The 14194-nt window shown below is 41.0% G+C and carries 12 protein-coding genes and 1 pseudogene; 7 read left to right on the top strand and 6 right to left on the bottom strand.

Annotated features, from left to right (window positions below; genetic code table 11):
• From T432_RS0107300 to T432_RS0107280, 5 genes and pseudogenes are all read right to left on the bottom strand, one after another.
• Positions 1-578: pseudogene (locus T432_RS0107300) on the bottom strand (cell envelope integrity protein TolA); the annotation flags it as partial.
• Positions 579-585: 7 nt separating this feature from the next.
• A complete protein-coding gene (locus T432_RS0107295) occupies positions 586-1044 on the bottom strand; it encodes an ExbD/TolR family protein (protein WP_028884747.1) in 459 nt (152 codons plus the stop codon).
• 11 nt (positions 1045-1055) lie between these two features.
• A complete protein-coding gene (gene tolQ / locus T432_RS0107290; RefSeq protein WP_028884746.1) occupies positions 1056-1742 on the bottom strand; it encodes a protein TolQ in 687 nt (228 codons plus the stop codon).
• Positions 1735-2178 carry a tol-pal system-associated acyl-CoA thioesterase gene (ybgC, locus tag T432_RS0107285; RefSeq protein ID WP_028884745.1) on the bottom strand — a complete coding sequence of 148 codons (444 nt, stop codon included), beginning with the start codon at positions 2176-2178 and terminating at the stop codon, positions 1735-1737. The genes tolQ and ybgC overlap by 8 nt, the downstream gene beginning before the upstream one ends.
• An 8-nt stretch (positions 2179-2186) precedes the next feature.
• The gene (locus T432_RS0107280; RefSeq protein ID WP_028884744.1) at positions 2187-3935 is read right to left on the bottom strand and encodes a proline--tRNA ligase; all 1749 of its coding nucleotides are present in this window, start codon (positions 3933-3935) and stop codon (positions 2187-2189) included.
• Between the two features lie 71 nt (positions 3936-4006).
• Here T432_RS0107280 and T432_RS0107275 point away from each other — a divergent pair, with 71 nt between their 5' ends.
• From T432_RS0107275 to T432_RS0107255, 5 genes are all read left to right on the top strand, one after another.
• Positions 4007-4549: an RNA pyrophosphohydrolase gene (locus T432_RS0107275; protein ID WP_028884743.1), complete on the top strand. Its 543-nt coding sequence runs from the start codon at positions 4007-4009 to the stop codon at positions 4547-4549.
• A gap of 2 nt (positions 4550-4551) precedes the next feature.
• Positions 4552-5883, top strand: a complete 1332-nt coding sequence (mnmE, locus tag T432_RS0107270) for a tRNA uridine-5-carboxymethylaminomethyl(34) synthesis GTPase MnmE (RefSeq protein ID WP_028884742.1) — start codon at positions 4552-4554, stop codon at positions 5881-5883.
• Between the two features lie 72 nt (positions 5884-5955).
• Positions 5956-6342: a hypothetical protein gene (locus T432_RS0107265; RefSeq protein WP_014111051.1), complete on the top strand. Its 387-nt coding sequence runs from the start codon at positions 5956-5958 to the stop codon at positions 6340-6342.
• Positions 6343-6345: 3 nt separating this feature from the next.
• Positions 6346-6648: a cell division protein ZapA gene (locus T432_RS0107260; RefSeq protein WP_028884741.1), complete on the top strand. Its 303-nt coding sequence runs from the start codon at positions 6346-6348 to the stop codon at positions 6646-6648.
• A gap of 36 nt (positions 6649-6684) precedes the next feature.
• A complete protein-coding gene (locus T432_RS0107255) occupies positions 6685-7464 on the top strand; it encodes an SIMPL domain-containing protein (protein ID WP_028884740.1) in 780 nt (259 codons plus the stop codon).
• 3 nt (positions 7465-7467) lie between these two features.
• Here T432_RS0107255 and lgt read toward each other — a convergent pair whose 3' ends face one another.
• On the bottom strand, positions 7468-8280 hold the full coding sequence (gene lgt, locus T432_RS0107250; protein ID WP_028884739.1) for a prolipoprotein diacylglyceryl transferase: 813 nt from the start codon (positions 8278-8280) through the stop codon (positions 7468-7470).
• Positions 8281-8408: 128 nt separating this feature from the next.
• On the opposite strand from lgt, the gene putA reads away from it, so the two are divergent.
• Positions 8409-12083: a bifunctional proline dehydrogenase/L-glutamate gamma-semialdehyde dehydrogenase PutA gene (gene putA / locus T432_RS0107245; protein WP_028884738.1), complete on the top strand. Its 3675-nt coding sequence runs from the start codon at positions 8409-8411 to the stop codon at positions 12081-12083.
• Between the two features lie 16 nt (positions 12084-12099).
• Positions 12100-13593 (top strand): sodium/proline symporter PutP, encoded by a 1494-nt coding sequence (putP, locus tag T432_RS0107240; RefSeq protein ID WP_028884737.1) that lies wholly within the window; start codon positions 12100-12102, stop codon positions 13591-13593.
• Positions 13594-14194 lie beyond the last annotated feature (601 nt).

The following is a 14194-nucleotide window of genomic DNA, read 5'->3' as shown; positions in this document are numbered from 1 at the left end:
GCTTTACGCTTTTCCTCTTCTAGTTTGCGTGCTTCTTCAGCCTTGCGTTTTTCTTCTTCGGCTTTTTTCTTAGCCTCCTCGGCTTTACGCTTTTCCTCTTCTTTTTTACGTTGTTCCGCTAAAGCAATCTCAGGGTCTGGTTGAGGCTCTGGTTCAATAACAGGTTCTGGTTTAGGTAATGGTGGAATAACTACAGGCTTAGGAACAGGAACGGGTTCTGGTTCCACAACAGGCTCAGGCTCGACCACAGGTTCTGGCTCCACAACGGGCTCAGGCTCCACAACGGGCTCAGTTTCCTCAACGGGCTCAGGTTCCACAACAGGTTCAGTCTCAACAACAGGCTCAGGCTCAATAACAGGCTCAGACTCAACCGCATCAACCGCCTTTGGTGGCAATGGTGCCTTAATCTCTCCCTCAGCCCATAACTCTAGTTGAACAGGCCCACTCGCAGACTCCATTTTTTGTAGAAAATTTAGTCCTAAAACTACAAACAAAACTACATGCAGCACAATCGAAAACAAATAAAATTTGCCTTCGCCCTCATTTTTACTGAATTTTTCGTAGTTTCGTCTGGTCATCAGTTGCCTATCTAGCTTTAGAACCAGAGGCCCCTTCGCCTTTCTCCTGATTTACCATTAGACCAAGCCGACCTATACCACTTGCTCTAAGTCTATCCATAAGTCGCACAACCTCCTCATATGCAACTTGACCATCCGCAGAAATAACAACAGGAGTATTCTCGGTGTTCATCATAGTTTTAATTTTGCTAGCTAACACGGCCTCTGGAGTAACTTCAAACTCAGCTCCAGGCTGACGGAATCGCACACTTATAGTTCCATTTTGCTCTAATTGTACTTCGATAGGGGTAACAGGCACTTTGGATGCTTTACCGACGGTAGGTAAATTAATAAGCCCAGGTGTTATTAACGGTGCAGTGACCATAAAAATAACGAGCAAAACAAGCATAACGTCGATATATGGAACGACATTCATCTCATTTTTGAAACGTCTAGATTTAGACCTTCTGGAGGTTCGGCAAGACATGGTGCCTCCTATTAGGACTGTCTTTGAAGGATATTTAGAAATTCATCTATAAAACCTTCAGCGTTGGTAGAAACTTTATCTATAGATCGTGAAAATGAATTGTATGCAATAGATGCTGGAATAGCTGCAAACAAACCAATTGCGGTGGCAATGAGTGCCTCTGCGATCCCTGGTGCAACTGCCGCAAGTGTTGCTGTACTATCCGTGGTTAGCCCAAGAAATGAGTGCATAATTCCCCAAACTGTTCCAAGAAGACCAATATAAGGGCTTACAGACCCAACGGTAGCAAGAAAACTTAGTTTGCTATCTAGCCCATCCATCTCTCTAAAATAAGTGGCTTGCATAGCTCTATCAGCTGCTTGGGTTTGCAATTGAGGAGATAAATTTCTAGATCTTGCTTTTAAGAATTCACTCATACCAGCCTCAAAAACCCTTGCGGTGATACCGTATTTTCTCGGAGATTTTTGAACCTTAGCGTGAAGATCAGTTAAATCACCGCCCCTCCAAAATTCATTTAAAAAATTCTTATTATTTGATTTCGCACTAGATAGGAGAGTGTATTTAGAGAAAATAATCGCCCAAGAAGCTATAGATAAAATAAGCAAAATCAGCATAATTATCTGAACGGGCAAGCTCGCATCAGTAATTAAAGTCAGAATCGACATCTTATCGGGAGTATTTAAAACAACTTCATTCATTAGAAATCCTCGGGCTCATAACAGATTCAAAAGATAACCGAACACTCTCAGGAATAGCACTTGGTTTAAAGCCATCTCTATTAATGCAGCAAACTGTTATTTTGCTTTTTACTAAAAGCTCATTTTCCCTATATATATCTTGAGAAAAAACTATAGAAGCTTTTCCCATAGATTCAACTTCCGTATGAATACTAAGGATATCATCAAGCTTTGCAGGCTTTTTATAAGTTAGGCTTGTTTCTGAAACAACAAAAATCAATCCTAACTCCGAGTCAAGTTTACTTTGATCAAAACCAAGTTTACGAAGCCACTCAGTTCTGGCTCTTTCGCAAAATTTCAGATAGTTTGCGTAAAAGACTACACCTCCCGCATCCGTATCTTCGTAGTAAACACGGATAGGGAATACGAATTTCAAATTATCTTTTCTTAAGTTCATTTAGTTAACTATACACGAATAGACAAATCTTCATAAACAGATTTAACGTAATTAGATACTTCAGTTAGTGACAGTTTTTTAGCTTCACTTTCTGTTCTTTTTTGAACTTCAATCACGCCTTCCTTAAGACCACGTTCACCGACAGTAACACGAATCGGAATACCGATAAGTTCCCATTCAGTGAACATAACACCTGGTCTCATGTCACGATCATCCAAAATTACGTCATATCCAGCGGCCTTAAATTGCTCATAAAGTTCAAGACATTTCGCTTTAACTTCCTCGCTCTTAGACCATCCGATAGGGCATATAACAATCTCATATGGTGCCATTGGCAATGGCCATATAATTCCGTTCTCATCATGATTTTGCTCGATAGCAGCTGCAACAATCCGGCTTACACCAATGCCATAACACCCCATTTGAATAACAGCTTCCTTACCGTTTTCATCTAAATAAACAGCACGAAGCTTAGATGAATACTTATCGCCTAAAAAGAATACATGGCCCACTTCAATGCCTCGGTCGATGGCAAGGGTGCCATTGCCATCGGCGGAAGGGTCACCTTCTACAACATTACGTATATCTTCAACTTGAGGTTCGGGCAAATCGCGGCCCCAGTTTACGCCAACGTAGTGCGTGCCATCCTTATTTCCGCCACAAATAAAATCAGACATATTTGCTACTGTTCTGTCGGCAATGACCACGACTTCCTTCAGTGGTTTTACTGGCCCCAAATAACCAGGGGTTGAGCCGAAGAACTCCATAATTTGGGCTTCTGTAGCCATGTCATAAGATTTAGCTTCTTTAAAAATTGGAAGTTTTGAGACTTTCACATCATTTAATTCATGGTCTGCACGAATCAAAAGCATGCATAAAACTTTTTCACCTGAATCTTTTTCAACACTAAATACTACGGATTTAACATTCGTTTCAAGAGGCACATTTAGATATTCAGCAACAAGCTCGCATTTTGTGCAGTTAGGAGTTTCAACCAACTCAAGATCACGAGTAGCAGGAGCTCGTTTATCAATAAGCGAAACGGCTTCCGCTAATTCAATATTAGCTGCATAGTCAGAATTAGGATTGTATACAATTAAATCCTCTCCAGTTTGGGCAATAACTTGGAATTCATGGCTTCGAGAGCCGCCAATAGAGCCCGTGTCCGCATTTACCGCACGGAACTTCAAGCCTAATCTAGTGAAGATACGAGTGTAAGCGTCATACATTTTTTGATAGCTTTTATTTGCCTCTTCTTCGTTTCTATCAAATGAGTATGCATCTTTCATAAGGAATTCTCGACCACGCATCAGGCCGAAACGAGGACGACGCTCATCTCGAAATTTTGTTTGAATGTGAAAGAAATTAAGTGGCAGTTGACGCCAGCTATGCACTTCATTGGCAACGATATCGGTAATAACTTCTTCAGATGTCGGTTGAATAATGAAATCTCGCGAGTGTCTGTCCTTAAAACGTAAAAGTTCGGGGCCATATGCATTCCATCGCTCTGTCTTCATCCAAAGTTCTGCAGGTTGGACAACTGGCATAAGTAATTCAATTGCACCAGCATGATTCATTTCTTCGCGAACTATAGCTTCAACCTTTTTTAGGACCTTAAACCCCAAGGGCATATATGTATAAATACCAGCACCTAATTTTCTAATCATGCCAGCACGTAGCATGTATTTATGACTTAAGACCTCAGCCTCAGCTGGAGCTTCTTTTGATGTATTGATGTGGTATTTGGAAGCCAGCAAGTTTTGTCTCCTTATGTAATTATTTCCTAATATAATTAGAGCAATTGTATTTTAAATTTAAGAGGTAGTGAATGCTTGACCGCGATGGCTACCGTCCTAATGTAGGTATTATTTTAGTTAATTCTAAAAATGAGGTTTTTTGGGGTAAGCGTATACGCGAAAGATCATGGCAGTTTCCTCAGGGTGGCATTAAGTACGGCGAAAAGCCGCTTCAAGCCATGTACAGAGAACTATACGAAGAACTTGGACTTAGACCTAAACACGTACAAATATTAGGGCGCACTGGAGACTGGTTGCGCTATAACGTTCCTGAGAACTATATTCGCAGAGATTCTAGGGGACTTTATAAAGGGCAAAAACAAATTTGGTTTATGCTTAGACTTTTAGGCCGCGATAAAGACATAAATTTACGCAGTACGAATCATCCTGAATTTGATGCTTGGAGATGGAGTAATTATTTTGTTCCATTACATCAGGTTATTGAATTTAAACGCGAAGTTTATGAAATAGCATTATCGGAGCTAGGCGGGCACATTGCCATCGAATATAAGTCTCAGATAATTAGTACGGACATAAAAATAACAAACTCAAACGAGCAATCGATTCAAACTTGATTATGCACTCAGATATTATTGCGGCAGTAGCCACGGCACCAGGTCGTGGAGGCATTGGTGTTGTGCGTGTATCGGGGCCGAAGTTGGGGGCATTTGCTCAGGCCATAAGCAAAGGGCTCGAAATCAAACCGCGAACCGCTCAATATACGGATTTTTACGATGCAGAAGGCCATGCCATAGATAATGGTCTATTGCTTTATTTTCCTGCACCTCATAGCTTTACTGGGGAAGATGTTATTGAATTACAAGGGCATGGTGGCCCAGTAATTTTAAATATGGTTTTAGGACGGTGTTTGGAATTGGGAGCTAGGCTTGCCGAGCCTGGGGAATTTTCAAAAAGAGCATTTCTAAACAATAAAATTGACTTGACACAAGCCGAGAGCATTGCCGATTTGATAGATGCTTCAAGCGAAAAGGCTGCGAGAATGGCTTTGCGAAGCCTCAAAGGGGCGTTTTCTGAATTGGTTTCAGATTTGGTTGCGAAGGTCATAAATCTGAGGATGTTGGTTGAGGCGACATTGGATTTTCCTGAGGAGGAGATCGATTTCTTAGAGGCGGCCGATGCGATGGGGCAGCTGCGGGTGATACAAGAGCAGCTCGATCGTGTGATATCGCAGGCAAATCAGGGGACTATTATGCGGGAGGGTCTGCATGTGGCTCTTGTGGGTATGCCGAATGTGGGGAAATCATCGCTTTTGAATGCATTGTCAGGGGAGGAGATTGCGATAGTGACGGATATTGCGGGGACCACGCGCGATGTCGTTCGCAATTTTATTCATATCGACGGTGTGCCTGTGCATTTTATGGATACGGCGGGTCTGCGAGAAACCGAAGATATTGTGGAGCGCATTGGCATAGAGAGAAGCGAAAAATCATTGCAGGATGCGGATGTGGCTTTGATTTTGATGGACCCACGAGAGGAGAAAAATAGCAAGTTCATTGCCACCTTGCAAGAGATTCCTAAGGGCGTAAAACGACTTTATGTGCACAATAAAATTGATCTTTATGGTCAAAAGCCAATGCGTGATGGGGATGACATTTATTTGTCTGCGAAAACGGGTGATGGGCTTGAATTACTAAAGACGGCATTGCTTGAGATTGCGGGATGGCAGGGCGAATCGGAGGGATTATTTCTGGCACGCACGCGCCATATGAATGCTTTACGTGAGGCTAAGGGGCAACTTGAGCATGCTAGAGAGATTGCGTACGAGGGACTAGATTTGTTTGCTGAGCATTTGCGTCTTGCTCAAGAACAACTAAATACAATTACGGGTGAATTTACGGCCGATGACTTATTGGGCGAAATCTTCAGTCGCTTCTGTATTGGTAAATAATTGGGTTTTATAAGATTATTTATTATAAACTTAAGTGTTATTTTAATTTCTTATAGTAAATTCTAAGATATCATGCTTTCAAATCTTGATCAGTTAATCGAAAAGGCTCACAAAGTTTCTCAGATAAATCGTTCATTATTTAATGAGAGAAACCGATTGCGTGAGCAAGTATCTACTTATGAGTCGCAACTTGAAGCGTCTCAGAAAAAACTAGATTCTAACGAGAAGAAAATTGAGGAATTAAATAAGAAAGTATCGGAACTTCAGGGTTTCTTAGAATCAACGCAATCTATCATGACTCAAGAGGTCAAAAACCTAAAAGATCAAAATAAAGTTCTGCAGACTGCTCACGATAAAGATAAGGCTATATTAAATACTTGGAAGGAAGATTTAACCTCCATTCGCTCACGTGTCGCACATGTTTTAGAAAACATTTCAAACGATGTTCAAGAAGAGTAATTTATGGAAAAAGTTGATATAAATATCCTTGACCGTGCAATTAGTTTGACTACGGATCCAAAAGATAAGGAAGCACTTATACTTTCTGCAAAAAGAGTGGATGATTTGTTGCGTTCAATTAAGCAATCTTCCCCAAATCTAGCAGTTGAAAGGGTAGCTATTTTAGGCTGTCTTAAATTGGCATTAGATCATCTTAAGATGCAATCTAATGAAGGTCCATTTAGTGGGGTGCCAGTTTATGAAGTCGATAAGCGAATTTCCGAATTAAATAGTCTTCTTGATCAGGCACTTACTTCTACTGATTAAACTACTTACATGGTCGTTTATTTATAGGAGAACATTATGACTAAATCTTTTTTCAAAATCCCACTTATTGCCATCGCATTGAGTACTGCTTTCATTGCACCGATACAAGCTCAAACTCAAGAACCTTCTGATACAGAGGCTAAAGAAGAAAAAACTCGCTTTAAACCAATTGATTCACCAAAATTTAATGTTTCAGCTAGTGTTCGTAAAAAAGTGACAGCAGACTATGTTGAACTTATCCTTCGTAAAGAGCTAAGCGGAAAAGACTTAGACTCTATGACTAAGGAAATAAATAAAGCTATGGACGAGGTTATCCAAAAAGCTAAAGAATTCCCCGACCTTGAAATCTCCACTAATAATTACAATTTTTGGAAGGAATATTCAGGAAGATATTCTTCAAGTGAACCATTTAAGCCAGAGAATATAATTTGGAATGTGCAAGGATCTGTAATTGTGGCTTCTAGTGATCATAAAAAAGTTGAGGAATTTATAAAATCTATTGGGACTACGATGATCCCAGATAATATCAATTTCTCATTAACCCCAGAAGCACGCAAAAAAGTTGAGTCAGAAATTCTTCAACAAGCAGCCGATGAATTTAAAGCTAAAGCTGATACAGTTACCAAGGCTTTTGGGTTTACTTCTTACACCATCGGTAAAGTAACAATGAATAAAAGCGAGCCAGCCTATTATAACTATGGCTACAGGGGTATGGCCGATAGTTCTAAAGCGATGGCTAAATCAAATGGTGTTCCGTTAGCTCCTAACTCAATTGACGTATATGTGAGCTTTTCGGGCGAGATATATCCTAAATAATTCCTAAGTTTTAGGTAAATTAATATTTGAATTGTCTTGGGTTCTTCTCTTCATAGGCATTACGAAGATTACGAAACCCAAGACTATCATAGGTACTGATAGCCACTGCCCCATGCTTAAGCCTAATGCGAGATAACCTAGTTGGCTATCAGGTTCTCTTGCGAACTCCGCTAAAAATCTGAATATTCCATAACCCAGAACAAACAACCCTGTGACTTTACCTAGTCGCCTAGGCTTGCTTGAATAAATCCATACAATTAAAAATAGAAGAAATCCTTCTCCCATCATTTGATAGAGTTGTGATGGGTGTCGTGGCTGACCATCGCTTCCTGGGAAAATCATGGCCCAAGGTACATCAGTAACTCGGCCCCACAATTCACCATTTATGAAATTACCTATTCTCCCAAATGCAAGACCTAGCGGCACTAATGGAGATACAAAATCAGTTACTTCGAAGAAATGCTTTTTTTCCCTATACGCAAAGTAAAGCATGGCAATGGTCACGCCTATTAGCCCTCCATGAAATGCCATTCCTCCATCCCAAAAGGCAAAAATCTTAAGCGGATTCCATAAGTAGTAACTTAAGTTATAGAAAACCACATAACCAAGTCTTCCCCCTAAAACCACACCTAAAATGCACCAAAATAACAAATCCTCAAATCGGTTTAGGGAAACATTAAAATATCCTTTTCTGATACGATATCTTCCCAAATACCAAGCGAAGAAAAATCCCACAAGGTACATTATTCCGTACCAGTGGATTTTTATAAAACCTAGGTCAATAGCTACGGGGTCAATTTGCGGAAATGTAAGCATACATGCGAATCAAGGCTATAAAAGTGTGAGTATATTAACACATGAAATAAGGGAATTATCTTATATATTTTTTATTTGAAAATCATTAGAATTTTTAATGGAATTTCGATTTATTGAAGGAGTTTATCTTGAGTTCCACATCACCTGAAGTTAAGTCAGAAACTGCGACTAAACCATTTGAACAGTTTGCAAATTCTGTTTTAGATCAATCAGATTTAAGAGCAGCGATTACATCGGCTTATAGAAGACCAGAAACCGAATGTTTACCCCCATTAATTGAATTAGCTGAACCAGGAGAGTTAAGGTCAGCTATTGCAGATACAGCAAGAATGCTTGTAACTAAATTAAGAGAGAAGCGAACGGGTGGTGGAGTAGATGGATTAATTCATGAATATTCATTATCAAGCGAAGAGGGTATTGCCTTAATGTGCTTAGCTGAAGCACTTCTTCGTATTCCAGATAACGCAACTAGAGACGCTTTAATTAGAGACAAAATTAGTAAAGGCGACTGGAGATCACACCTTGGCACAAACTCTATGTTCGTAAATGCAGTAACTTGGGGTTTGATGATTACAGGTAAATTAGTTAAACCACAAACTGAATCATCACTAGGTGCATCGCTTACAAAATTAATTGCACGTGGTGGTGAGCCACTTATCCGTAAAGGTGTAGACCAAGCTATGCATATAATGGGTGAGCATTTTGTTCGCGGTGAAACTATAGAAAAAGCCCTTTCAAATGGTCAATCCATGATTGAGAAGGGCTTTAATTATTCTTTTGATATGCTTGGTGAAGCTGCGATGAATGATGCGGATGCACTTCGTTATTACAAATCATATGAAGAGTCAATTCATGCTATCGGTAAAGCAGCAACCGGTCGCGATATCTATGAGAAGTCAGGGATTTCTATCAAATTATCAGCACTGCATGCACGATACTCAAGAGCCCAATATGATCGCGTAATGGAAGAACTTTATCCTCGTTTACGCGATCTTACTTTATTGGCTCATAAATATGATATCGGAATTAATATCGATGCAGAAGAAGCCGACCGTTTAGAGATATCCCTAGATTTACTTGAAAAATTATGTCATGAGCCGCAACTAGCGGGATGGAAGGGAATAGGATTTGTAGTTCAAGCTTATTCAAAACGCACTCCATTTGTGATTGATTGGCTTATTGATTTAGCACGTCGCACTAATCGCAGACTTATGATTAGGCTAGTAAAAGGGGCTTATTGGGATACTGAAATAAAACGTGCCCAAGTCGAGGGATTAGAAGGCTACCCTTTATACACTAGAAAATTCCACACTGACGTATCCTACCTCGCATGTGCAAGAAAACTACTTGCAGCCAAAGACGAAATCTTCCCACAATTTGCATCACATAATGCACAGACATTGGCATCAATCTACCATATGGCTGGACCTGATTTTTATCATGGTAAATTTGAATTTCAGTGCTTACACGGTATGGGTGAGCCACTTTATGAAGAGGTTGTGGGTGACGAGAAGGACGGAAAATTAGGACGCCCTTGCCGTATATATGCACCAGTTGGAACACATGAAACATTGCTTGCATATCTAGTGCGTCGCTTACTTGAAAATGGTGCTAATTCATCATTTGTAAATCGCATTACAGACGAAAATGTCTCTGTGGATGATTTAGTTGAAAATCCCGTTGATTTAGCGTTGCAGGTGAATCCAATCGGAAAACCGCATGACATGATTCCATTGCCACGCGAGTTATATAAAGCACAAGGACAAGATAGGCTAAATTCACGAGGTGTGGATTTATCTAATGAACAAACATTGAGTGAATTGGCTAAAGGCTTAAAAGAAGCGACTAGCAAAGAGTGGGTGTCTTCACCTACAGGAGTGGCTTCTGATGCGGCTCGCAGCACGGATGCGAAAAATCCATCTGATCATAGGGACATAATCGGTAAAGTAACTTTTGCTACTGAATCTGAAGCGAAAGATATGGTCGCTAAAGCAGAGGCAGCGTTTGCGAGATGGAGTGCATTGCCAGCGGGACAGAGGGCAGATATGCTTCGCAAAGCCGCTGATATTATTGAATCGCGTCAAGAGTTTTTCATCGCATTAGCTGTTCGTGAAGCAGGAAAAAGTTTCGCTAATGCAGTCGCAGAAATTCGTGAGGCCGTGGATTTCTTGCGTTATTACTCATATCGAGTGGATAAGAAATTATCTAGCCCCGATAATAAACCGCTTGGCCCAATCGTTTGCATAAGCCCATGGAACTTCCCGATGGCCATATTTTTGGGACAAATTTCTGCCGCTCTTTCAGTGGGAAATGTTGTTCTGGCTAAGCCAGCTGAACAAACACCAATCATCGCTTATTATGCGGTTGTGGCATTGCATGAAGCGGGTGTGCCTAAAGATGTGATTCAGCTTGTACCTGGTGCTGGTGATATTGGTGCGGCATTGGTAGCGGATGAACGCATTAAGGGCGTGATGTTTACTGGATCGACGGCGGTAGCACAGAGCATTGCCAAATCAATTTCTGGACGTGTTGGAGCGGACGGTCAGCCGATTCCATTAATCGCAGAGACAGGTGGACTTAATGCGATGATCGTGGACTCTTCTGCTTTAGCTGAACAAGTAGTAGTCGATGTTGTGTCTTCGGCTTTTGACTCAGCTGGTCAAAGATGTTCTGCATTGCGTATTCTTTGCATTCAAAATGATGTGGCAGATTTTCTTCTTAATATGCTTAAGGGAAATATGGATGAGTTGCGTGTCGGAAATCCTGATCGTCTAACGACTGATGTTGGGCCAGTTATCGACGCAGAGGCTCAGAAAAATATCCTCGATTACATTGAAGATATGCGTGCAAAAGGATTCAAAATTCATCAAACTCCTATGGATGAACAAGTGCAAAATGGCACATTTGTCGCACCAACATTAATCGAGGTTAATGATATTACTGATGTTCAAAAAGAGGTGTTCGGCCCTGTGCTTCATGTAGTTCGTTTTGATCGCAAAAATCTTGATGATTTGATTCAGAAGATTAATTCAAGCGGTTATGGACTTACATTTGGTATGCATTCGCGCATTAATGAGTCAGTAGAAGATATCGCATCTCGAATTAGAGCAGGTAATCTCTATATCAATAGGAATATTATTGGTGCGGTCGTTGGCGTGCAGCCTTTTGGTGGTATGGGATTGTCAGGAACAGGACCAAAAGCGGGTGGTCCACTTTATCAATATCGTTTGTTAGCAGAAGGTTCACACGCTGGTGTTGGTGATATTTTCTCTGATAATCCATTGGCTGTGAAACATAAAATGCCTACCCCTACGGGCGAAGAGAATTTTTATTTCGTACGCCCCCGTGGCAATGTTCTCTGCATCGCTCAATCTGCCGCTGGCGCTCGTGCACAGTTAGAGGCATGCTCCATCACAGGTAATAATGCGATTTTCGCTGGATGGCCTGATTTGCAAAACGTTGGACCTGAAGTGGCTTCTGTTGTTGGACAAGATAGGGCAGAGAACGGTCGCAGCATAAGAATTTATAAAAATACCAATCCGAATGTAGCCGTGAGCATTGCCACCTTGCTATCAAATCAAAGAATTGATGCGGTGCTTGTGGAAGGCGATACGGATATGTTGAAACAGATCGCTAAAGACTTCGCAGAAAATAGCTATATCGTTATTCAGCCTCAGGCATTAACGACAGCAGCTATCGAAAGCGGAGCAAAATATGATCTTGAGCGACTTTTAGTAGAGCAGTCATTAAGCGTGAATACCGCCGCTGCTGGGGGTAATGCAACGCTTATGGCAGTAGTTTAACCTTTAGGAGATTCTTATGAATTCTATCGTAAGCACCCCAGTAATAGTGACTTTTGCAGCTTATATTGTCCTGATGATTTATATCGGGTATCGGGGCTATAAATCGACTCAAAATCTCTCAGACTATATTCTGGGTGGTAGGCAGTTAACCGCATTTGTAGCGGCTCTTGCAGCAGGTGCCTCTGATATGAGTGGCTGGCTTTTGCTTGGCCTTCCTGGCGAGGTATATAGTACAGGTATCTCAGCTTCTTGGATTGCAATAGGACTAATTATTGGTACCTATGTGAACTGGAAGTTTGTTGCAGCTCCATTGCGTACATATACAGAACATGCGAACAATGCGTTGACATTGCCAGATTTCTTTGCGAATCGGTTCAAAGATAGAACCAATATTCTTCGCATTGTGTCTGCGATTGTAATTCTTATTTTCTTCACATTATATTGTGCTTCTGGCGTGGTGGCGGGAGCTCGCCTTTTCGAGAGTATGTTTTCAATGAGCTATATGACAGCTCTTTGGATCGCCGCATTATGTACTATTGCGTATGTATTTATTGGGGGATTCTTGGCAGTGAGCTGGACTGATGCTGTGCAAGCATCGCTTATGTTTACGGCCTTAATTATCGTGCCTATCGCTGCGGTGTTTAGTGTTGGTGGCTTGGATAATGCCGTGCAAGTAGCTGAGAGCGTTAATCCTAATAGTGCCCATATGTTTGAAGGCGTGACTGTGATGGGCATTATTTCTTCACTTGCGTGGGGGCTTGGATATGTGGGTCAACCGCATATTTTGGTGCGTTTTATGGCCATCGATTCAATTAAGTCAATTCCAAGTGCACGTCGCATTGGTATGATTTGGGTGATTCTATGTCTTGCAGGTGCAGTTGCAGTGGGCTTCTTCGGATTGGCTTACTTTAATACGCACACAGAATATTTAGATCGCGTTGCATCAAATCCAGAGCGTGTATTTATCGAGCTTTCAATCTTGATATTTAATCCATGGATTGCAGGAATTTTCTTGGCTGCAATTTTAGCTGCTGTGATGAGTACACTATCGGCTCAATTGCTTGTGTGCTCGAGTTCATTGACACAAGATATTTATAAGACTTTCTTGCATCGTGAAGCGAGCGAAAAACAACTTGTGACTTTCGGTCGTATTATGGTTGTAGCTGTCGCTATTGTGGCTATATTTTTAGCTTGGGATCCAAATAGTGGTGTGCTCGCAATGGTGAGTTATGCATGGGCGGGATTTGGTGCGGCATTTGGCCCTGTGGTTGTGTTCGCATTAACATGGAGACGCATGAATAAAATGGGAGCTCTCGCAGGTATGGTTGTTGGTGCAGCTACAGTGCTCGTGTGGAAGCAATTCGGGTGGTTCGGTTTGTACGAGATCGTGCCCGGCTTCATATTCGCAAGTATCGCGATTTACGTGGTGAGTCTTGCTACTGGTGAGCCTGAGAAAGAGGTGACTGACATTTACGACGCTGTTTATCACACTCACAAATCGAATGCTTAGTTGAGATGGGTGGAGGGGTGCGGAGGCATTGCCACCTGTAATGAGCTCTTGCGGTCGAGAGGCTGCAGGAGCTTCTTTTATTTTGAGGGACAGTGCGCGAAGCTAAAGTACACAATGCGGTTGTACACGATGTATGTTAATGATTCTCATTTGCATTATAACAGATGTTGGGGTAATGCATTGAGGTGCTTCGGGTGGGTGATGCGGGCGTTGAAATATGCATAAACACAACATGATTTGGAGCTTAAATTAGGGTTAACGCTAAAAAGATTTGACAAAGACTTTAAGTTTTATGTATATTAATAATCTTTCACTTTTCCCACATTTTACGAATTTATTACATATGAGTTTTGTGTGGGGGTGGTAGTGAAAAAAATGTTCTTTAAAAATTAATACAGCCGATAAGTGTGGGTACTTGATTTTGTTAAATGTTAGGTTTTAATACATCAAGTCTTACGCTTATAAATGTGAAGAGAAAAAGAGAGTAGATAAGAGAAGGTTTTTACTTAGGGCCAATAATAAAAGAAATGGGGTTCTAGGTGTAATCTTTAAATAAGTTAATTCTTTTTTTTGAAGTTTTAAGCAATAAAAGTAAGCGATA

The sequence above is a fragment of the Taylorella asinigenitalis ATCC 700933 genome, assembly GCF_000687755.1.
Classification (GTDB): domain Bacteria; phylum Pseudomonadota; class Gammaproteobacteria; order Burkholderiales; family Burkholderiaceae_B; genus Taylorella; species Taylorella asinigenitalis.
The sequence above is the reverse complement of the archived record's forward strand: the minus strand, read 5'-3'. Positions and strand labels throughout refer to the sequence as shown.